This window comes from Pseudomonas juntendi (assembly GCF_021560075.1).
In the GTDB taxonomy this organism is placed as follows: Bacteria; Pseudomonadota; Gammaproteobacteria; order Pseudomonadales; family Pseudomonadaceae; genus Aquipseudomonas; species Aquipseudomonas juntendi.
The window spans coordinates 4,696,181-4,715,137 of sequence record NZ_CP091088.1 but is presented as its reverse complement, the minus strand read 5'-3'; the positions used below and the strand labels follow the sequence as shown (position 1 = coordinate 4,715,137).

The window sequence follows — 18,957 nt, the reverse complement described above, 5'->3', positions numbered from 1 at the left end:
CACCCCTGATGGTTTTCAGTGAAGATTCGCGCGTCAAGATCCCCTGCATCTTGCATCTGGTTCGCCTGGGCTACAGCTACCTTTCCCTGAAAGGTGCCTCCTGGGATGAACAAACCAATATCTTTCCGGCGCTTTTTTGTTCTTCTTTGGCCAGGATTAACCCTGGCGTGGAGGCCGATGACATCGACCGCCTGCTGGCCGAGGTCAAGCTCCTGTTAGATAACGAGGACCTAGGTCAGGCCTTCTTCGATAGGCTCACCGCGCGCTCAGGACCTCGACTGATTGACTTCGAGAACTTCGACAACAATAGCTTCCACGTTGTGACCGAGCTTCCATGCCGAAATGGTGATGATGAGTTCCGACCGGACATCACCCTGCTTATCAATGGCATGCCGCTGGCCTTTATCGAGGTCAAGAAACCCAATAACCGCGAAGGCGTGCTGGCCGAGCGCAACCGCATCATCACGCGCTGCCGCAATCTGCGCTTCCGTCGTTTCATCAACATTACCCAGTTGATGGTCTTCTCCAACAACATGGAATATGAAGACGGCTCGCCGCAGCCAATCGAAGGGGCCTTCTATGCCAGCCCTTCGTATGACTCGCCAATTTTCAACTACTTCCGTGAAGAGGAAGCGTTGAATCTGGACGAGCTGCTGGCCGCAGAAAATGACGATATCGAGAATGCGGTGCTGCGCGACAACAATCTCAACGTCATCAAGCACAGTCCGGAGTTTCTCAGTAACAAGGATCCCGATGCGCCGACCAACCGTATCTGCACCTCACTGTTCAGCCGTCAACGCTTGGCCTTTCTGCTGCGTTTTTCGCTCGTCTACGTGAACGAGGCCGACGGCCTGCAAAAGCATGTCATGCGCTACCCGCAGCTTTTCGCCACTAAGGCGATTGAGAAGAAGCTCGACGCTGATGTACGCAACGGCATCATCTGGCACACCCAGGGTAGCGGCAAGACCGCGCTTGCTTTCTACAACACCCGCTTTCTGACGGATTATTTTCAGCGTCAGGGCATCATTCCTAAGTTCTATTTCATCGTCGACCGGCTCGATCTGCTCACCCAGGCCCAGCGTGAATTTTCCGGGCGTGGGTTAATCGTACACAGCATTGATAGTCGTGAAGCCTTCGCTCACGACATCAAGGCCACCCAGGTGTTGCACAACCACAGCGGTAGGCCAGAGATCACCGTGGTCAACATCCAGAAATTCCAGGATGATCCGGACGTGGTGCGTACTGAGGACTACGACGTCAACATCCAGCGCGTTTACTTCCTTGATGAGGTGCACCGCAGCTACAACCCGCAGGGTAGTTTCCTCGCCAACCTCAGCCAGTCAGACCGCAGAGCCATCAAGATTGGTCTTACCGGCACACCATTGTTAGGTGATGATCGCAATTCCCGTGCCCTGTTCGGTGACTACATCCACAAGTACTACTACAACGCATCCATCGCGGACGGCTACACCCTGCGACTGATCCGTGAAGAAATCGCCACCAACTACAAACTTGTCCTTCAGGAGGCGCTTGCCGCTGTAGAGCTGCGACAAGGTGACATTGACCGCAAGCTTGTCTACTCCCACCCGAAGTTTGTCGAGCCTATGCTCGAATACATCGTGCGTGATTTCGAAAAGAGCCGCGGTGCGCTGGCCGACGCCAGCATCGGCGGGATGGTTATCTGCGATAGCGCCGAACAGGCCCGGCAGATGTTCGAGATATTCAGTGATGTATATGCCAAGCAGGGCCAGCCGAGTCCCAACCTAAAGGATTCCTCGCAAGCCTTGATCGCCGCCGCGCAGCCGGGCAGCTATGCCGCACGCAGCCTGCAGGAAAATCGCGTCAAAACTGCCGCACTGATCCTGCACGACATAGGCAGTAAGGAAGAGCGCAAGCAATGGGTGGAAGACTTTAAGGCAGGTAAGATCGACCTACTGTTCGTCTACAACATGCTGCTCACCGGCTTCGATGCCAAGCGCCTGAAAAAGCTCTACCTCGGCCGGGTGATCCGTTCACACAATCTGCTGCAGGCGCTCACACGCGTCAATCGTACCTACAAGGATTTTCGCTACGGCTACGTGGTCGATTTCGCCGACATCCGCAAGGAGTTCGACACCACCAACAAGGCCTATTTCGACGAGCTGCAGGCCGAGCTGGGCGACGAGGTCGAGCACTACTCCAATTTGTTCAAATCCGCTGAAGAAATCGCTGAGGAAATCGAAGCGATCAAGGACATCCTGTTTAGCTTCAACATTGAAAACGCCGAAGAGTTTTCGCGGCAGATCACCCAAATCCAGGACCGCACCACGGTGCTGGCGCTCAGGAAGGCACTGGCCGACGCCCGCAGCCTTTATAACCTGATTCGCCTGCAGGGCGACTACAAGCTCCTGCACCAGCTTGATTTCCGGAAGCTCAACCAGCTCTACCGCGAAACCTGCAACCATCTCGACTTGCTTAACCTGAAAGAGAGCATCGAATCCAGTACTGACACCAGCAACCTGCTCAACGTGGCGCTGGAAGATGTGTTGTTCATGTTCACCAAGATCCGGGAGGAAGAGCTGGTACTGGCTGACAAGCTCAAGAACACTCTGCGCCAAACCCGCGAAGCCTTGGCCGACAATTTCGACCAGCAAGACCCTAAGTTTATTACTCTAAGGGAGGAGCTGGAGCGGCTGTTCAAGAAGAAGAAACTTAACGAAGTCACCCAGGACGAAATGATCGCCAATATCAGCGCGCTCAACGCGATTCATGACCAAGTCAAAGAGCTCAATCGACAAAACAACCTGCTGCGTGCCAAGTATCAGGGCGATGCGAAATACACCCGCACCCACAAGCGCCTGCAAGAGCGTGGTGGCCTCACGCAAACCGAACGCCGGCTGTTTGAGGCTCTCTCTGGCGTCAAACAGGCGGCCGACGAGCAGGTGCTGCAGAACACCCAGTTAGTGAATAACGAGAGCTACTTCGAGCGGATGATGATGCCGCTGGTGATTGGTGAATTCCAAAACCGCCAGAAAATCCACCTTACTCCAGACGCTTCTCGCACCATCAACCAATTGGTGGTCTCCGAATACATCAATGAATTTGCCTCAGGCGCCCGAATAGGAACACGTACGTGGTAACGCAGCAATTTGAGCAACGCACTCGCCGACTGATCGACAGCCTTAAAGCCATCTGCGCTTCCTATGGTTTAGGTAACGATGGCAACGAATTCAAGATCATCACCCAGGTCTTTCTTTATAAGTTTCTCAACGACAAGTTCACTTTCGAGGCCAAGAAAATTCGCCCCGAGCTAAGTCAAGCTCTCACGTGGGAGCAGGCCATGGCGAGTCTCCGGGCTGATGAATTGGAAATGCTGCAATTGCAGTTAGGGCCGGACACTCCACGTCTGAAGCCTGAACACTTTCTCGCCCATCTGTTCGGTCGGCAGAATGAACCTGAATTCGCCAAATTATTTGACGATACTCTGCGCGACATCGCCATTACCAACAATGACATCTTTGCGGTGAAAACCGGTGGCGGAAACAAGGTCACTCTGTTTGACCGCGTCAGCGAATACGTCTCCGACCCATCCAAGCGCGACAATTTTTGCCGCGCCCTGATCAACAAGCTGGTGGAGTTCAGCTTCGAGCGTATCTTTACCCAGAAGTACGACTTCTACGCCGCACTCTTCGAATACCTGATTAAGGACTACAACAGCAACAGCGGCGGTAAATACGCCGAGTACTACACGCCACACTCTGTAGCTAACATCATGGCCGCTATCCTAGTGCCGGAGAATGTCCGTGGCAAAATAAAGAACGTAAGCTGCTACGACCCTTCCGCTGGCTCCGGTACCCTGTTGATGAGCATCGCCCACGCCATCGGCGAGCAGCGATGCAGCATCTATTCGCAGGACATCTCGCAAAAATCATCCAGTCTGCTACGCCTGAATTTAATCCTCAACAACCTGGTGCACTCCATCCCGAATATCATCCAGGGCAACACTATGCTTCATCCCTACCATCGGGAAGGCAAGACGCTCAAGAAGTTTAATTACATCGTCAGCAATCCACCGTTCAAGATGGATTTCAGCGATTTTCGCAACGAGCTGGACAGTAATGAACACCAAGAGCGCTTCTTCGCGGGGGTGCCAAAAGTCCCGGCAAAAGAAAAAGATAAGATGGCCATCTATCTGCTCTTTCTGCAGCACATAATCCATTCACTGAAACCTGGAGGCAAAGCGGCTGTGGTAGTGCCCACCGGCTTTATCACCGCGCAAAGTGGAATCGACAAGGGTATCCGCCAGTATTTGGTGGATAACAGACTGCTGGCCGGCGTTGTCTCCATGCCCAGCAATATTTTCGCCACTACCGGCACCAACGTATCCATCCTATTTATCGACTCCACCAACCAGGACGACGTGGTGCTGATCGATGCTTCTAGCCTGGGCACCAAGGTCAAAGACGGCAAAAACCAGAAGACGTTGCTATCGGAAACCGAAGAAGACCGCATCATCGCCACCTTCAATGGCAAAGAAGAGCTAGAGGATTTCTCGGTAGTAGTAAGCTATGAAGCCGTAGCTGCCAAGAACTATAGCTTGAGTGCCGGACAGTATTTCGACGTCAAAATTGAGTACACCGATCTGACGCCAGCACAGTTCGCCTCGAAATTGCGGGGGTTTAGTGCCAATCTGGATGAGTTGTTCAAGGAGTCGGCAGGGCTTGAGCAGGAGATTCAGAAGCAGATGGCGGGGTTGAGCTATGAGTAGGGTTCTAAAATACCTGCCACTTGGCAAGGTTGCTATTTTTAGAAACGGACTTAACTTTGGGAAGGAGAGCCGCGGTAAAGGTTGTCTGCTGGTTGGCGTGCCAGATTTTCAGAACCGTTTTTCACCAAATTATGAGACCTTGTCAGAAATAAATCCTGATGGAATTGCTAAGGAGGATGATTATCTTCAGCAAGGGGACATTGTTTTTGTTAGATCGAATGGAAACAAAGAGCTTGTCGGGAGGAGTCTATACATTGATAAGGACGTCAATGCACTATTTTCTGGTTTCTGCATTCGTGCAAGATTTATATCGGAGGATATCGATAGGTTGTTCTTTGCGTATTACACAAAAACGAAGAATTTTAAATCGCAAATATCATCGTCCTCTGGAACAAATATTAATAATCTTAATCAGGGGATTCTTGGTCAGGTAAAGATACCTGTATTCCACAAGAGCTATCAGCAGAAGATCGCTGCAGTCCTCTCTGCTCTCGATTCCAAAATCGACTGCAACAATCGCATAAATTCCGAGTTGCATGCAATCGCTAAGACGCTGTACGACTACTGGTTTATACAGTTCGACTACCCTGATGCCAACGGTAAACCCTACAAGTCCTCTGGCGGAAAGATGTACTACAATTTCACGCTGAAACGGGAAATTCCTGTTGGTTGGAATGATAAGCAGTTAAGCCAGGTCGCCAATATAACCATGGGGCAGTCTCCATCTGGGGAGTCCTTGAACGATTCCGGAGAAGGGGTGGAGTTTTTTCAAGGGTCTACCGATTTTGGCTGGCAGTTTCCAACTGTGCGCCAGTTTACGACCCAACCAGCGCGCATGGCGAAGCGAGGTGACATCCTGCTCAGCGTCCGGGCCCCGGTCGGAGACTTGAATGTTGCACACCTCGACTGTTGCATCGGGCGTGGACTGGCTGCGCTGAATAGCAGGGATGGATTTGACGGATTCCTGTTTTATGTCATGCAACATTTTAAGACCGTCTTCGACAGGCGAAACAGTGAGGGGACCACGTTTGGTTCCATCACCAAGGATGATCTATATTCACTGCCACTGGCCTATCCGCCGACTGAGTTACTAAGGGAATATGACAAGGTAGTGTTGAGGTATAACCAGATGGTTTTTACTCGAAGCATGGAAAACCAACATCTCATAGAACTCCGCGACTGGCTGCTGCCCATGCTGATGAACGGCCAGGTCACGGTGGCGTAACGAATTCTACCGTGGCTGAAAATCACTAAAGCACATTCGCAGTTTCTAGCCAAACTTCGCGTTTGGCTGGCATGGCTGACGAGTTGGCGTGTACTGGGTAGCGAATAAGGGCTGCTTATCGCTGGTGGCTGCCATCCGCGGATGGCAGTTATGGGGCGAAAGCGGTCGGTCTTGAATATCAAAATTAGGTCTTCGCTTGGCGATCGAAGATCCAGGATTTTTTCAAGCGACGAGCAAGCAGCCGCACGGTCAGCAGGTAGTAATAGCGGGTCAGCTCGCATCGCTCTGCTAGGCGGTGCTCAAGAAACCAAACCACATGCTTTCTCTGCCAAGCCCAAGGCGTCTCTAGCTGCCAGCGTTCTGTTATTTCGGCATGGATGAGCTTTGCTTGTCGTAAATGGCGTTGCCTGGTTGCGTGCGAGCCGGTCAGAACGCCAGCCAAGAACAGCTCCATATCGAATGGCTTGCTCATGTCCGTCCTCCAATGTAGGCCGCGACCACGTCGATCCGACCGTGCCCCAGCTCGTAACTGATTCGCCTCCGGGCCTCGTGATCAAGGTTCCTATCGACCTGGCAACATTGGCCCCCATTGATTGGCGCGGGGTGCTGGGTGATCTGCTCGTAGCGCTCACATGCGTAGGCCGCTCGTAGTTCATGGAAGCCTTTGAGGTTGTGTGTTTGCAGGATGTCTCGCGCAGGGCGGATGCTTTCTTGCATAAGATTCAGGTAGCTTTCGTTTGGTGCAATTAGGTTGCGGCTACCTGCAGGTGATGCTTGCCATGCGAACCCAAGTGCACCACGTATATGGTCGTTCACTGCTATCCAACGTGGCGCCGAGGCGCCGGCGCGGCCGCCCTTGGTGCCCTCCTGAATGTTAATCCTGCCTAGGTCGTTAGCCTCACGGCTTAGCCGTGGCAGGTCAGCCAAGATAGCCTCACGTAAGCGCATACCGGTGGCTCGCGCCAGCAGAACAATCGCGGCGGCTCGAAGCTGATCACGACTACAAAGCGTATCGACGATCTGCTTAACTTGTTCGCGGTCTTGGCCCTGCGGCACCGATTGTCGAACTCCGGTGCGCTGCATACCCAACGCCTTGCTCGGGCTGGGCAATTTTACGTACTGATCACCGCGAAGCGCTGCCATGGTCCTGTTAACGCTGGATAGCCGGTTTTGTGCGGTGCTGACGGCGAGATCACCGTGCTTAACCAGGTCACGCAGATACGCCGCATAGTCGGCCAACACCTTTCGATCAATGTGCCGCGCATCTTTGATCCCCGGCCCTTGCTCGGAGCGGCACCATTTCACGAATGCCTGCCACCGATCACAGTGTGCCTTCACCGTGCCGTAGTGGCCGCCGCCGAACATGTCTTTCAGCGCTTGCGGACCTGCGTAGCTCAATTGCCTGCCGTAGCCGAAATTACGGCCATCGCGTTTACCCACCAATGCCATGTCGGTCACCTCATCGTCCGCTCTTCGATCCTCGCCCCACGTCATCCCGCCAAGAATGTTGAGTGTTATCAGGGATCAAGGCCCCTGCGACCTGTGGGGAATGTCCTCTTCGCGGGACTGGCGGCTCCTTACGTCCGGGAGCAAGGGCATCTCATGATCTGGCCTCCTGTACACCGTTGCCGGTGGGCGGGTGGAGGCAGCACTGGCTGACGAGGCCAGCGCCTGAAGATCTTGAGCCATGTGCAAGCAGCAATGCGATGACCGGGGCATACCTGACTGTCAGTCAGGTGCAGTCCATTCCGTGGTCTGCGGCACCATCATCTACAGCGCTGTTGCTGGTGACATCGGCGTTTGTCACGCCGATTGTCACGAGGGGGAATGCCGCAAAGCCTTGTGCGATCAGGGCTGCAGCAGTGGTAGAAGTGCCCGTCTCTTTCCAGAAGAAAGAGACGGGCACAGGTTGGCGCAAGATTTGGCCAAGCGGATAGGTTGCTGCAGGGCAGCGAGGAACGGTGTATCTGGCGCACGAGCGCTATAGGTGTAAGAGCATCCATCACCTTGGAGGTGACCGGGCGAGCTGCCGGATGCGAATCGCCTTTGGGGAGAACCACCGCGGGAGCGGCGTGACCTTTAAGGTTCGGGTCACCTGGGGTGCTGTCATCGACAGCCTTTGCACGGCCAGTTCTACGCCTGTGGATAAACCCGGTCAAGGGCAGAAATTCAGCGCTCTTGGTGACGTGAAAAGCGGTTATCCACCGGTGGAATTCCGTGGTAAATCCCGGACAACGTCGTGGCTTTTAGCTCTTCGAAATGAGGTCCATCCAAACAGGGCGGCTTTGCAGCCCTGTTTGGATGGACCCGCGCTGACAAGCGGATAAACGAGGCTGCTTGCCCTGAATCTTGAGCATTCAGTTGCTGTCGCCGTCGTCATGCGCCTGTACAGCGCTAGCGAATCGGCACCACGTTTTTGTCTCTGACTTGGCCGTATGCTGAGGCGAGCAGGCTGCCGGTGGCGGCTTTCTGGATGTACTCACTCCACCAGGCCATCATAGGTCGACGGCGCTCTATGTAGTCGGCCCGGTTGTAAGCGCTGCGCACCTCATCCTTGTCAACATGCGCCAGTGCGACCTCAATGAGTTCGGGGTCCCACCCATGTTCATTCAAGATGGTGCTGGCCATTGAGCGCATTCCGTGGCTGACCAAGCGATCCTGAAACCCCATGCGTTTCAACGCCATGTTGGCCGTTTGGCTATTAGCGTGGGTGCGTGGATTTCTGTCTGCCGGGAAGACGTATTCTCGATGGCCGCTGTGAGTCTTCAGTGACTCCAACAGTGCGACAGCGTGATCACTCAACGGAATGCTATGTGGGCGGCGCTTCTTCATTCGCTCCGCTGGGATAGTCCAGACACGCCTTTCAAAGTCGATGTCAGCCCAGCGAGTAGTCGCTGCCTCGGCTGGGCGAGTCATCGTGTGCAACTGCCATTCGATCAGGCAGCGGGTGGTGCGTTTGATGCTGGCGTTCGCGATCTCCAGCATAAGCTCGGGGAGCTCTTCGGGCGGAAGCGCAGCCATGTTCTCTTTCTTGGGCTTCTTGAATACCGCCCTGATGCCGCTGAGTGGGTTGGCGAAGATCAGGCCGGAGTTTACGCCGTAGGTCATGATCTCGTTTAGTCGCTGGCTAAGGCGTTTGACCGTTTCCAGGCTGCCTTTCGCTTCGATTGGGCGAAGCAATGCGATCACCATCGGCGCGGTGATTTTCGTCAGTGGTGTTGTCCTCAAGTCTGGGAATACATGCAGCGTGAGCGACCGCCAAATGTCCTCGGCGTAGGCCGGGGTCACCGAGTCTTTCTTGAGCTCGAACCAGGCGGTAGCCACGTTCTCGAAGGTGTGTTCCGTCTCAGCGCGCTTGGCTTCATTCAGCGTGTTGCGCTGCACCTTCGGATCGATGCCTTGGGCGAGCAGCTCGCGGGCATCTACTGCCATCTTTCGTGCGTTCGCCAGTGACAGTTCGGGGTAGGTCCCGAAGCCAATGTTGATGCGCTTCTTGGTCACCGGTTCGCGGTAGTTAAAATTCCACAGCAACGAGCCGTTGCTGCGTACGCGGAGCTGTAAACCGTCACCGTCCGTGAGGACGTAATCCTTGGACGCGGGTTTGACTCCCTTGAGCTGTCGATCGGAGAGGCGGAGGTTTTGAGCAGGCATGAGATTGTCCTCAAGCACTGATTCGGTATTCCAAAGATTAGCACCGGGTGAGCTGGAATACCGCCTGGAATACCCGAATGGCTGGAACTCAAAAACTCTTGAAAGACCGCAAAAGCGCTGGAGGCCGCGTATTTACTGGCTTTCAGGCACAAAAAAAGACGTCCGTGGACGTCTTTGATTGATCATTTGGTGGAGCCGGGGGGATTTGAACCCCCGTCCGCCAGTACTCCGCTGTCGGTACTACATGCTTAGCCGTGTCTACTGATTTAATCCGCAGCCGCCCGACGGGCAGGGTGCTTTGGATGAGTTGTGTAAGTTTTAGTCGCTTCGCCCACAACGTGCTACGCGACGATCCTGTTCTGTATGACAATCAGTTCGGGTTTACAGGCATCCCCTAGTGATTGCTGGAGCCGAAGCTACCAGAAGCAACGGGTCAAGAAGACTGCTTACGCAGCCAGCTTGCACTCCGCGCCGAAGGTTTCGTCATTGGCAACTATAAAAGTTGCAACAGTGGATTTACGAGTTCTGTTACCAACTCGGCATGCACCTAGAGTTTCGCTACCGGCGTCGAATCCTAATCGGCCCCTACACTAGCTCTTGGCTAACGCACCTTACGGCACGTGAGCCGGAGTATACGCCATTGTGCGGGCGACGTCGACAGCTGGTCCTGTCGCCCGCGCAGGGCTTAGGCGCCGCCGCTGCCCGTACCGCTGCCTTTATCGGTTTTTTCCAGGCGCTCCAGCACTTTGCTGGTGATGGCGATGCATTCCTTGGTGTCACCCGAGGCCTGGGCAGCCTTGGCTTTGTCGACGTGCTCGGTCAAGGCTTTGTCCAGGCCCTCGGAGGTGGCGCCGGCGGTGGCCATGCTGTCGTCGATTTTTTGCAGGTTGATGGCGCACAGGTCGTCAGCAGCGAACACCGGCGAAGCCAGCAGGGTAGCGGCCGCGAACAGGGCCGAAAGCGCGGTACCTTTCATGGGAGTCTCCTCTGGGGCCTCGGGAAGGTGGGCCTAAAGGATGGACCTTGGCAGTTTTGCAAGGGTTCAATCTTGTTCGTGCCGCGGGGGCGGGGTTGTTTGCGAGAGGGGGGCTTGCCCGCGAACACCGGCTTAGCCGGTGCCAGCTACCGCGCTGGATTCTTCGCGGGCACACCCGCTCCCACACAGGGCGCGTCGCGCTTACGAACTGAGGTCTCTTCGCGACAGCGCAGCCCGTAGGGGGGTGTTATCTCCCACGATGGATCGCGCAGGCTTCAGAGGCTGCGGGGGCGGGTGACGCGGTCCACCAGGTAGACCAGGCCGTGGTAGTCGATGCCGCTGTGGCTGCTCAAGCCAATCTCGCAGGTGCGGCTGGTGGAAATGCCTTCGCTGCAGTACTGCACGGCATCCTTCAGGCTGCGCAGCGAGTGGGCGTTGAGCTCGGGGGTGGTGAAGCCCTTGTCGCCAGCGAACCCGCAACAATGAATGCCTTCCGGGATGACTACCTGCTTGCTGCAGCGCCGGGCCAGGTCGATCAGGGCCTGGCTTTCGCCCAGGTGCTGGGTGCTGCAGGTCACGTGCACGGCCACCGGCTCATCCTGGGGGGTGAACTCCAGGCGTTCGAGCAGGTGCGTGCGAATGAAGCGCACGGGGTCGTACAGGTCCAGCCGGGTGTCGCCCAGGTCTTGTACCAGGCGCAGGGTGCAGGGGCTGGTGTCGCAGTAGATCGGGTCAAGGCCACCGCGGCTGGCGTGCAGCAGGGCGTTGATCAGCTCCTGGCGCTTGTGTTCGGCCTGCTCGGGGTAACCCTTGGACGCGAACGGCTGGCCGCAGCACAGGCTGTCGGCGTTGTCGGGGAACACGACCTGGTAGCCGGCCTTTTCCAGCAGGGCGCGGGTCTTGTCCAGCAGCGAGCTTTGCTCGCGGTCGGCATAGGCCGGGCCCATTACCCTGGACACGCAAGCCGCCAAGTACACCACCCGTGGGCGGGCGTCGTTGCTGGCCTGGCCGAAGGCGACCGGGCGCAGCGGTTGGGGCATGGCGGGCGTCCACTGCGGCAGGCGGCCGTTGCTGGCTTTGCGCAGGGTGGCACTCAGGCGGCCCAGGCGTGGGGCGCCGAGCAGCTTGCGCGCGCTGTTGGCTGCGGTCAGGGTCAGGCGGGCGCCGGCCAGTGCGGTGGGGAAGTGGTCTGCCAGCCAGTTGGCGGTGTTGCCGTGGTCGGCAGCCTGGCTGCGCAGTTTCTTTACCAGCTCGCCGGTGTTGATGCCCACCGGGCAGCGCTGGGCGCACAGGCCGGTGGCAGCGCAGGTGTCGATGCCTTGGTACTGGTAGGTGCGCATCAGCTCGCGGGTGTCGACGCCGGCGCGCTGCTTGGCCTGGATGTCCCGCCACATCACGATACGCTGGCGTGGGCTGAGGGTCAGGCCCTTGGACGGGCACACGGGTTCGCAGAAGCCGCACTCGATGCACTTGTCGACGATTTCGTCGGCGGCGGGCAGTGGCTTGAGGTTCTTCAGGTGGATGGCCGGGTCGTCACTCAGCACCACATCGGGGTTGAGGATGCCGTTGGGGTCGAGCAGGCGCTTGAGCTGCCACATCAGTTGGTAGGCGTCGTGGCCCCACTCCAGCGCCACGAACGGTGCCATGTTGCGCCCGGTGCCGTGCTCGGCCTTCAGCGAACCGCCGAACTCCACGGCCACCAGCTGTGCCACGTCGTCCATGAACGCCTGGTAACGGGCAACCTCTTCGGCGCTGTTGAACCCTTGGGTGAACACGAAGTGCAGGTTGCCTTCGAGGGCATGACCGAAAATGATCGCTTCGTCATAACGGTGCTTGTCGAAGAGCTGGATCAGGCGGTTCACGCCTTCGGCCAGTTGCTCGACCGGGAAGGTAACGTCTTCGATGATGACGGTGGTGCCGGTCTGGCGCACGGCGCCGACGGCGGGGAAGGTGTCTTTGCGGATTTTCCACAGCTGGTTGTACACCGCCGGGTCTTCGCTGAAGTCCACGCGCTGCTCCAGCGGGAAGTCGGCGATCGAGGCCATTACCTGCTGCAGTTGCTCGTGCAGCAGGCTCTGGCTGGCCGCGCGTGACTCGATCAGCAGGGCGCAGGCGTTGGCCGACAGGCCTTTCACCCACAGCGGCATGCCGGCCATGTCCTGCACCGAGCGCAGGCTGCGGCGGTCGAGCAGTTCCACGGCCGACACCGGCTGGCGCTTGAGTACCGGCACCGCGCGGCAGCAGCTTTCCACGCTGGGGAACACCAGCAGGGCGCTGGCTTTGTGCGGGTGGTCGGGCACGGTGTTGTAGGTAACAGCGCTGATAAAGCCCAGGGTACCTTCGGAGCCGACCAGCAAGTGCTGCAGAATATCCAGCGGCTGGTCGTAGTCCACCAGCGCGTTCAGCGACAGGCCGGTGGTGTTCTTCAGCCGGTACTTGTGCCGGATGCGTTCGGCCAATGCCGTGTTGGCGCGGGTTTCGCGGCCCAGCCGGGCCAGCGCTTGCAGCAGTTCGGCATGGCTGGCTTCAAAGGCTGCCACGCTGGCCGGGTCTTCGCTGTCCAGGCGGGTGCCGTCTGCCAGCACCAGGCGCAGGCCGGCCAGGGTGTGGTAGGTGTTCTGGGCGGTGCCGCAGCACATGCCGCTGGCGTTGTTGGCGACGATACCGCCGATCTTGCAGGCGTTGATCGAGGCCGGGTCGGGGCCGATCTTGCGCCCGAACGGGGCCAGCCAGGCGTTGGCCTGGGCGCCGATCACGCCAGGTTGCAGGCGGATCTGTTCGCCTTGGCCACGGATCTCGCGGCCGTTCCAGTTATCGCCCAGCACGATCAGCACCGAGTCGCTGATGGCCTGGCCAGACAGGCTGGTGCCGGCGGCGCGGAAGGTGACCGGTACCCGGTCGCGTTGGGCCAGCTTGATCAGGCCGACCACTTCGTCTTCGGACTCGACGCGCACCACCAGCTTGGGGATCAGCCGGTAGAAGCTGGCGTCGGTGCCGAAGGCCAGCGTCGAGGTGGGGTCGTCGAAACGGCGTGCGGCGGGGATCAGGCGCTCGGCATCACGCAGAAACGCGGCGGGCAGGCTCATGCAGTCTCCTCGCGGGGCTGTGGCCTCTGCGTGCCACATGCCCCGGGTCTATCAGGCGGTCGTTGGTGCAGGCGCTCAGGCGCCCAGTTCGCGTACCAGCGAGTCGCGGGTGATTTCGCTGATGGTCTTGGCGCCGGTCAGCACCATGGCTACGCGCATTTCCTTCTCGAACAGCTCCAGCAGGTTTTTCACCCCGGCCTGGCCATGCACGGCCAGCGCATAGAGGAAGGCGCGGCCAATCAGCACGGTGTCGGCACCCAGGGCGATCATGCGTACCACATCCAGGCCGCTGCGAATGCCGGAGTCGGCGAGAATCTTCAAGTCACCTTTCACCGCATCGGCAATGGCCGGCAGGGCGCGGGCGCTGGACAGCACGCCGTCGAGCTGGCGGCCACCGTGGTTGGACACGACGATGCCGTCGGCACCGAACTTGACCGCGTCGCGGGCGTCATCGGCATCCAGGATGCCCTTGATGATCATCGGGCCGTCCCAGAACTCGCGGATCCACTCCAGGTCCTTCCAGGAAATGGACGGGTCGAAGTTGTTGCCCAGCCAGCCGATGTAGTCGGCCAGGCCAGTGGGGTTGCCCCGGTACTTGGAGATGTTGCCCAAATCGTGCGGGCGGCCCATCACGCCCACGTCCCAGGCCCACTCGGGGTGGGTCATGGCTTGCAGCACGCGGCGCAGCGGGCCGTGCTTGCCGCTCATGCCAGAGTGGGCGTCGCGGTAGCGGGCGCCGGGCACGGGCATGTCCACGGTGAACACCAGGGTCTTGACCCCGGCCGCCTTGGCCCGCTCCAAGGCGTTGCGCATGAAGCCGCGGTCCTTGAGCACGTACAGCTGGAACCACATGGGGCGGTCGATGGCTGGCGCCACTTCTTCGATCGGGCACACCGACACCGTAGACATGGTGAACGGGATGCCATGGGCCGCCGCTGCCCGCGCCGCCTGCACTTCGCCACGGCGGGCGTACATGCCGGTGAGGCCGACCGGGGCCAGGGCCACGGGCATGCTCAGGGTTTCGCCGAACAGCGTGGTCTGCAGACTGAGCTCGGACATGTTCTTCAGCACGCGCTGGCGCAAGGCAATGCTTGCCAGGTCGGCGACGTTGTGGCGCAGCGTGTGCTCGGCGTAGGCACCGCCGTCGGCATAGTGGAACAGGAAAGGAGGCAGCTTGCGTTGGGCCGCGGCGCGATAGTCGGTAGAGGCAGAAATGATCATGGATTCTCGCAGCGTTGCTTGGGGGGTATGCCAGGCGCCCGATGGCGCCCGGCCCCTTTCACTTTAGTGATGAACCAGCATGCCGGTCAGCCAGTAAGCCTGGATCAGGGTGATCAGGCCGACGATGGTGGCAAAGAACAGGCTGTGCTTGACGGTGAAGCGGAACAGGTCGGATTCCTTGCCGACCAGGCCGGTGGCGGCGCAGGCCACGGCGATCGATTGCGGCGAGATCATCTTGCCGGTCACGCCGCCGCTGGTGTTGGCCGCTACCAGCAGGGTGTCGTTGACCCCGATCTGGTAGGCGGTGGTGGCCTGCAGCGAGCTGAACAGGGCGTTGGACGAGGTGTCCGACCCGGTCAGGAACACACCCAGCCAGCCAAGGAACGGCGAGAAGAACGGGAACGCCGCGCCAGTGCCGGCCAGCACCAGGGCCATGGTCGACGACATGCCCGAGTAGTTGGTGACGAAGGCGAAGGCGAGCACCATGCCAATCGAAAGGATGGGCCAGCGCAGCTCCCAGAACGTCTCCTTGAAAGTGGTAAGACCAGTTTTGAAATTGATTTTCAGCACCGCCATGGAGATCAGCGCCGAGAGGAAGATCGCGGTGCCGGTGGCGGAGATCGGGTCCAGCTTGAACACTGCGGGCATGGCGGTTGGCGCGGCCACGATCGGTGCGGTCTTGATCACCAGTTGGTCAAGGTGCGGGATGGCGAAGTTGAACACGAAGTTGTACATCGCGCCGCCCGGGGCGAAGGCGGCCTTGAACGGTTTCAGGGTCCAGATGGTGACCAGCACGGTCAGGATCAGGAACGGCGACCAGGCCTTGAAAATTTCGCCAAAGCTGTAAGGGCTTGGCTGGCTGCCGCTTGGCTGCACCACGGCGGCACCCACGCTGGCCTTGGCTTCGCCGAACGCGCGCTTGGGTTGCCACACTTTCAGGAACAGGGTGAGGCAGATCAGGCTGGCCAGGGCCGAGGTGATGTCTGGCAGCTCGGGGCCAATGAAGTTCGAGGTGAAGTACTGGGTTACGGCAAAGCTCAGGCCGGCGACCAGGGCGGCAGGCCAGGTTTCTTTCACACCGCGCAGGCCGTCCATCATGAACACCAGCCAGAACGGCACGAACAGCGACAGCAGCGGCAGCTGGCGGCCGGTCATGGCGCCGATGTGGAAGGCGTCGATACCGGTCACCTGGCCGGCCACGATGATCGGGATGCCCAGGGCGCCGAAGGCGACCGGTGCGGTGTTGGCGATCAGGCACAGGCCGGCGGCGTACAGTGGGTTGAAGCCCAGGCCGACCAGCAGTGCGGCGGTGATGGCCACCGGCGCGCCGAAGCCTGCCGCACCTTCCAGAAACGCGCCGAAGCAGAAGCCGATCAGCAGTACCTGCAGGCGCTGGTCGTCGGTGATCGACAGCACCGAGCTGCGGATCACTTCGAACTGGCCGCTCTTGACCGTGAGTTTGTACAGGAACACCGCGGCAACGATGATCCAGGCAATTGGCCAAAGGCCGTAAAGGAAGCCGTAACCTGCGGCAGCCAGCGCCATGTCGACCGGCATCTGGAAGGCGAATATGGCCACCAGTACCGACAAGGCCAGGGTAATGCTACCCGCCACGTGGCCCTTCAGGCGGAACACGGCAAGGGCAAGGAAGAAGAATACGATGGGAATGACCGCCGCCAGTGCGGACAGGCCAAGACTACCAAGCGGGCTATAGAGTTGTTGCCAGGTTTGCATATGGGGTGGCCCCTAATTGTTGTTGGTCAGGCGCTGGCATTGGATAATTGGTAAGACCAATTTACAATGGCTGGTCGCTAGGTTAAAAGCGCTGTCGTGGGTGTGTCAATTTGTCCCGTGCAAAACTTTGGTCGCGTGCCGATGAGCGGGCAGCTGATGTGCCGGGAAAATCGTGGCCTGGTGGGTGTTCGCGCGCGCTGGATCGGCGAGAATAGGCCCCCCCGGGTGTGTGCCGGGGTTTGTGGAGAGCATGTGATGGTTTTTGATCAGGTTCGCCAACGGCGCCTGTCCGACGACATTGTCGATCGGTTGGAAGCGATGATTCTGGAGGGCACCCTCACGTCGGGGCAGCGGCTGCCCGCCGAGCGTGCGCTTGCCGAACAGTTCGGCGTGTCGCGCCCGTCACTGCGTGAGGCGATCCAGAAACTGGTGGCCAAGGGCTTGTTGGTCAGCCGGCAGGGGGGCGGCAACTTTGTCGCCGAGTCGCTGGGGTCCACGTTCAGTGACCCGCTGTTGCAGCTGCTGGAACACAGCCCCGAGGCCCAGCGCGACCTGCTCGAGTTTCGCCATACACTGGAGGCGTCCTGTGCGTATTACGCGGCGCAGCGCGCTACCGAGCCAGACCGGGCGCGGCTGAAGGCGGCGTTCGACACGCTGCAGGACTGCTACGCCAGGGTCGATGAAGTGACCCGGGCCGAGGAGGGCGCGGCCGATGCGCGCTTCCACCTGGCAATTGCCGAGGCCAGCCATAACGCGGTGCTGTTGCACACCATTCGTGGCCTGTTCGACCTGCTCAAGCGCAACGTGGTGACCAACATTGGTGGCATGTACCAGCAGCGGACCGAGACCCGTGACATGCTGATCAGCCAGCACCGCGAGCTGTACCTGGCGATTGTCGAGGGCAGGGCGGAGGAGGCGCGAGAGGTGTCCAGCCGGCACATTCTGTATGTGCAGGAAGTGCTGGAAGAGGCGCATGAGGAGGCGCAGCGGGTGGCGCGGGCGGAGCGGCGTAGCGGGCGTTGACTCGGTCTCTTCATGCATGTGCGGTTAATGTAGGAGCGGCCTTGTGTCGCGATGGGCTGCGAAGCGGCCCCTGGGCTTCGGCAATGAGCCGAGATTGCTGGGGCTGCTTCGCAGCCCATCGCGACACAAGGCCGCTCCTACACTGACCGCGCTGCTGACAAAGAAGGTTTTAGTCTTCCTTGCCCTTGTTGCGCACCGCCCGCTGCAGCTCGCGGTTGGAATCGCGTTCGCGCACGGTGTCGCGCTTGTCGAATTCCTTCTTGCCCTTGCCCAGTGCAATTTCGCACTTGATCAGGTGCTTGCTCCAGTACAGCGACAACGCCACGCAGGTGTAACCCTTTTGCGCCACCGCCGCTTCCAGGCGCTCGAGCTCGCGCTTGTTCAGCAGCAGCTTGCGCGTGCGCATCGGGTCGGCGATCACGTGGGTGCTGGCCGTGGTCAGCGGGGTGATGTGGCTGCCGAACAGCCAGGCCTCACCGTCCTTGAGCAGCACGTAGCTGTCCACGAGGTGCGCCTTGCCGGCTCGCAGGCTTTTTACTTCCCAACCGGACAGGACCAGCCCGGCCTCGAACTTGTGTTCGATGAAGTAATCGTGTCGCGCTTTTTTGTTCTGCGCGATGGTCCCGGTCGGATGTTTCTTTTGTTTAGCCATAGGGCCGGCATTATAGGCAAGACCGTGCGTCGTTCGCTATGGGATTTCGGTGTGCTTGAGCCACCGCAATGAATACCGGACAATACAAGCCCTGTCCTGCCGACAGAATCTGTTTTTGGCACGCTGCGAAGCGCCGCCACCCAGCCTTGGAAGTGACGCCTGGATGACTACCCATATTCAACGCTCCGCCCTGCTGCCATACCCCGCCCAGGCGCTCTACGATCTGGTCAACGACGTGGCCAGCTACCCGCAGTTCCTGCCGTGGTGCTCGGCCGCGACGGTGATCGACAGCAGCGAAACGCACATGCGTGCCAAGCTCGAAGTGGCCAAGGGGGGCATGAGCCAGCACTTTGTAACGCGCAACGTGCTGGTGCCCGGGCAGTCCATCGAAATGAACCTGGAGGAGGGCCCCTTTACCCAATTGCATGGGGTGTGGGTGTTCAAGCCTTTGGGCGAGAAGGCCTGCAAAATCAGCCTGGACCTGTCGTTCGATTATGCCGGGCCCATTGTGCGTGCCACGTTGGGGCCGCTGTTCAACCAGGCGGCGAATACCCTGGTCGATGCGTTCTGCCAGCGTGCCAAGCAACTGAACGGCTGATCAGGCAGGCAGCAACAAAAAGCCCGGAACAAGTCCGGGCTTTT

13 protein-coding genes and 1 other RNA gene are annotated in these 18,957 nt (G+C 58.9%); 5 read left to right on the top strand and 9 right to left on the bottom strand.

The features are described from left to right. Positions 1–8 precede the first annotated feature (8 nt). The 3 genes from L1P09_RS21845 to L1P09_RS21835 are packed head-to-tail and all read left to right on the top strand — an operon-like array spanning position 9 to position 5,972. A complete protein-coding gene (locus L1P09_RS21845) occupies positions 9–3,119 on the top strand; it encodes a type I restriction endonuclease subunit R (RefSeq protein ID WP_235768100.1) in 3,111 nt (1,036 codons plus the stop codon). Continuing rightward, positions 3,113–4,747 (top strand): HsdM family class I SAM-dependent methyltransferase, encoded by a 1,635-nt coding sequence (locus tag L1P09_RS21840; RefSeq protein ID WP_235768099.1) that lies wholly within the window; start codon positions 3,113–3,115, stop codon positions 4,745–4,747. Before L1P09_RS21845 ends, L1P09_RS21840 begins: the two co-directional genes overlap by 7 nt. Beyond that, entirely contained in the window at positions 4,740–5,972 is a 1,233-nt protein-coding gene (locus L1P09_RS21835) for a restriction endonuclease subunit S (protein ID WP_235768098.1), read from the top strand. The genes L1P09_RS21840 and L1P09_RS21835 overlap by 8 nt, the downstream gene beginning before the upstream one ends. Positions 5,973–6,156: 184 nt before the next feature. Here the strand turns inward: L1P09_RS21835 and L1P09_RS21830 are convergent, their stop codons facing one another. The 8 genes from L1P09_RS21830 to L1P09_RS21795 form a co-directional block, all read right to left on the bottom strand. Then, on the bottom strand, positions 6,157–6,444 hold the full coding sequence (locus L1P09_RS21830) for a hypothetical protein (protein WP_235768097.1): 288 nt from the start codon (positions 6,442–6,444) through the stop codon (positions 6,157–6,159). Next, a complete protein-coding gene (locus tag L1P09_RS21825; RefSeq protein WP_235768096.1) occupies positions 6,441–7,421 on the bottom strand; it encodes an integrase domain-containing protein in 981 nt (326 codons plus the stop codon). The genes L1P09_RS21830 and L1P09_RS21825 overlap by 4 nt, the downstream gene beginning before the upstream one ends. A 945-nt stretch (positions 7,422–8,366) precedes the next feature. Then, the gene (locus L1P09_RS21820; protein WP_235768095.1) at positions 8,367–9,623 is read right to left on the bottom strand and encodes an integrase domain-containing protein; all 1,257 of its coding nucleotides are present in this window, start codon (positions 9,621–9,623) and stop codon (positions 8,367–8,369) included. Positions 9,624–9,810: 187 nt separating this feature from the next. Next, positions 9,811–10,209, bottom strand: a transfer-messenger RNA (tmRNA) gene (gene ssrA / locus L1P09_RS21815). Positions 10,210–10,308: 99 nt separating this feature from the next. Beyond that, positions 10,309–10,599, bottom strand: a complete 291-nt coding sequence (locus L1P09_RS21810) for a hypothetical protein (protein ID WP_054904419.1) — start codon at positions 10,597–10,599, stop codon at positions 10,309–10,311. 275 nt (positions 10,600–10,874) lie between these two features. Then, positions 10,875–13,685 (bottom strand): FAD-binding and (Fe-S)-binding domain-containing protein, encoded by a 2,811-nt coding sequence (locus L1P09_RS21805; RefSeq protein WP_235768094.1) that lies wholly within the window; start codon positions 13,683–13,685, stop codon positions 10,875–10,877. 75 nt (positions 13,686–13,760) lie between these two features. Continuing rightward, positions 13,761–14,906 carry an FMN-dependent L-lactate dehydrogenase LldD gene (gene lldD, locus L1P09_RS21800; protein ID WP_009685323.1) on the bottom strand — a complete coding sequence of 382 codons (1,146 nt, stop codon included), beginning with the start codon at positions 14,904–14,906 and terminating at the stop codon, positions 13,761–13,763. 63 nt (positions 14,907–14,969) lie between these two features. After that, entirely contained in the window at positions 14,970–16,640 is a 1,671-nt protein-coding gene (locus L1P09_RS21795) for a lactate permease LctP family transporter (protein WP_235768093.1), read from the bottom strand. Positions 16,641–16,895: 255 nt separating this feature from the next. Between L1P09_RS21795 and L1P09_RS21790 the strand changes: the two genes are divergently transcribed. Beyond that, positions 16,896–17,663 (top strand): GntR family transcriptional regulator, encoded by a 768-nt coding sequence (locus L1P09_RS21790; protein WP_054881451.1) that lies wholly within the window; start codon positions 16,896–16,898, stop codon positions 17,661–17,663. A gap of 169 nt (positions 17,664–17,832) precedes the next feature. Here the strand turns inward: L1P09_RS21790 and smpB are convergent, their stop codons facing one another. Beyond that, entirely contained in the window at positions 17,833–18,315 is a 483-nt protein-coding gene (smpB, locus tag L1P09_RS21785; protein ID WP_029887491.1) for an SsrA-binding protein SmpB, read from the bottom strand. A gap of 163 nt (positions 18,316–18,478) precedes the next feature. Here smpB and L1P09_RS21780 point away from each other — a divergent pair, with 163 nt between their 5' ends. Continuing rightward, positions 18,479–18,913: a type II toxin-antitoxin system RatA family toxin gene (locus L1P09_RS21780; protein ID WP_009685329.1), complete on the top strand. Its 435-nt coding sequence runs from the start codon at positions 18,479–18,481 to the stop codon at positions 18,911–18,913. Positions 18,914–18,957 lie beyond the last annotated feature (44 nt).

Excerpts from the sequence above, each read along its gene's own strand:
- L1P09_RS21845 (WP_235768100.1), top strand. The coding sequence starts at position 9 with ATGGTTTTCAGTGAAGATTCGCGCGTCAAGATCCCCTGCATCTTGCAT.
- lldD (WP_009685323.1), bottom strand. The coding sequence starts at position 14,906 with ATGATCATTTCTGCCTCTACCGACTATCGCGCCGCGGCCCAACGCAAG.
- L1P09_RS21795 (WP_235768093.1), bottom strand. The coding sequence starts at position 16,640 with ATGCAAACCTGGCAACAACTCTATAGCCCGCTTGGTAGTCTTGGCCTG.
- smpB (WP_029887491.1), bottom strand. The coding sequence starts at position 18,315 with ATGGCTAAACAAAAGAAACATCCGACCGGGACCATCGCGCAGAACAAA.
- L1P09_RS21830 (WP_235768097.1), bottom strand. The coding sequence starts at position 6,444 with ATGAGCAAGCCATTCGATATGGAGCTGTTCTTGGCTGGCGTTCTGACC.
- L1P09_RS21835 (WP_235768098.1), top strand. The coding sequence starts at position 4,740 with ATGAGTAGGGTTCTAAAATACCTGCCACTTGGCAAGGTTGCTATTTTT.
- L1P09_RS21810 (WP_054904419.1), bottom strand. The coding sequence starts at position 10,599 with ATGAAAGGTACCGCGCTTTCGGCCCTGTTCGCGGCCGCTACCCTGCTG.
- L1P09_RS21790 (WP_054881451.1), top strand. The coding sequence starts at position 16,896 with ATGGTTTTTGATCAGGTTCGCCAACGGCGCCTGTCCGACGACATTGTC.
- L1P09_RS21805 (WP_235768094.1), bottom strand. The coding sequence starts at position 13,685 with ATGAGCCTGCCCGCCGCGTTTCTGCGTGATGCCGAGCGCCTGATCCCC.
- L1P09_RS21820 (WP_235768095.1), bottom strand. The coding sequence starts at position 9,623 with ATGCCTGCTCAAAACCTCCGCCTCTCCGATCGACAGCTCAAGGGAGTC.
- L1P09_RS21780 (WP_009685329.1), top strand. The coding sequence starts at position 18,479 with ATGACTACCCATATTCAACGCTCCGCCCTGCTGCCATACCCCGCCCAG.
- L1P09_RS21825 (WP_235768096.1), bottom strand. The coding sequence starts at position 7,421 with ATGGCATTGGTGGGTAAACGCGATGGCCGTAATTTCGGCTACGGCAGG.